1 protein-coding gene is annotated in these 1208 nt (G+C 75.6%); it reads right to left on the bottom strand.

Features of this window, described 5'->3' with window-relative positions; all coding sequences use genetic code 11:
* A partial coding sequence (locus AC1D15_RS33135) for an SDR family oxidoreductase (protein ID WP_477829408.1) occupies positions 1–1208 on the bottom strand: 1208 nt, incomplete at both ends.

The raw sequence follows: 1208 nt of genomic DNA, 5'->3' as shown, positions 1-1208 counted from the left end.
GTCGAGCGCGGCCAGCCCGTCGGCCGGCGCGATCGGCTGCAGCGAGCCGGGCTGCACCAGCCGGCGGTCGGCCGCGGCGCCGATCTCGGCCCACGGCCCCCAGTTGATGCTCAGCGTCGGCAGGCCCTGCGCCTGGCGGTGCCAGGCCAGCGCGTCCTCGAAGGCATTCGCCGCCGCGTGGTTGACCTGCCCCGGCGAGCCGGCCACCGATGCGCCGGACGAGAAGAACACCAGGAAGTCCAGCTCGCCGCACAGCGTGTGCAGGTTCCAGCTGCCGAACACCTTCGGGCCCATCACGGTCGCGAAGCGCGGCCAGGTCTGGCCGGCGATCACGCCATCGTCGAGCACGCCGGCTGCGTGGATCACGCCGGCCAGCGGCGCGGTCAGCGCGGCCACCATCCGCTGCACGTCGTCGCGCCGTGCCACGTCGCCGAGCGCAAGCTGCACCTCGACGCCCTGCGCGCGCAGCCGGCCGATCACGCGTTGCGCACGCTCGTCGGCCGCGTTGCGGCCCATCAGCACCAGGTGGCGCGCGCCCTGCTCCGCCAGCCACTCGGCGACGCGCAGCCCGAGCCCGCGCAGGCCACCGGTCACGAGGTAGCCGCGCGACGCGTCGATCGCGAGGCTGCCGTGCGCGGCATGCGCCTCGTGCGGCACCAGCCGCCGCGCCAGCCGGCGGCTGCCGCGCAGCGCAATCTGGTCCTCGCGCGACGCGGCCTGCAGCTCGGCGACCAGCGCCGTGGCCGCCGCAGCCGCATCGGCGGCCGGGTCGAGGTCGATGCGCCGGCACTGCAGCTCCGGATGCTCGATCGCGACCACGTGGCCCATGCCCCAGGCCGTGGCCTGCGCCGGGTTCGCGCCTTCATGGCGGTGCGTGGCCTGCGCGCCGCGCGTCGCGATCCACAGCGCGGGCCGGGACGATCCGGGCTGGGCCRCCATCGCCTGCACCGTCTGCAGCAGCGCGCTGACAAGGAACTGCTGGTCGCGTGCGATGTCGTCGGTCGACAACCCGGCGTGAGCGGCGAGGTCCAGCGCCTGCAGCTGCACGACACCGCGGCACGGCAGCGGGCTGCGCAAGGCTTGAGCGAGCGCGTCGGCGGTCGGCGCCACCAGCTCCGGCAGATCGCCGGCGCGGCGCAGCTCGCCGATCAACGCGTCGGCGAAACCCGCCCGGTCGGCGAGCACCAGCCAGCGCGACGGTTCACGCT

The organism is Rhizobacter sp. P2_H2 (assembly GCF_056403375.1).
The sequence above is the reverse complement of the archived record's forward strand: the minus strand, read 5'-3'. Positions and strand labels throughout refer to the sequence as shown.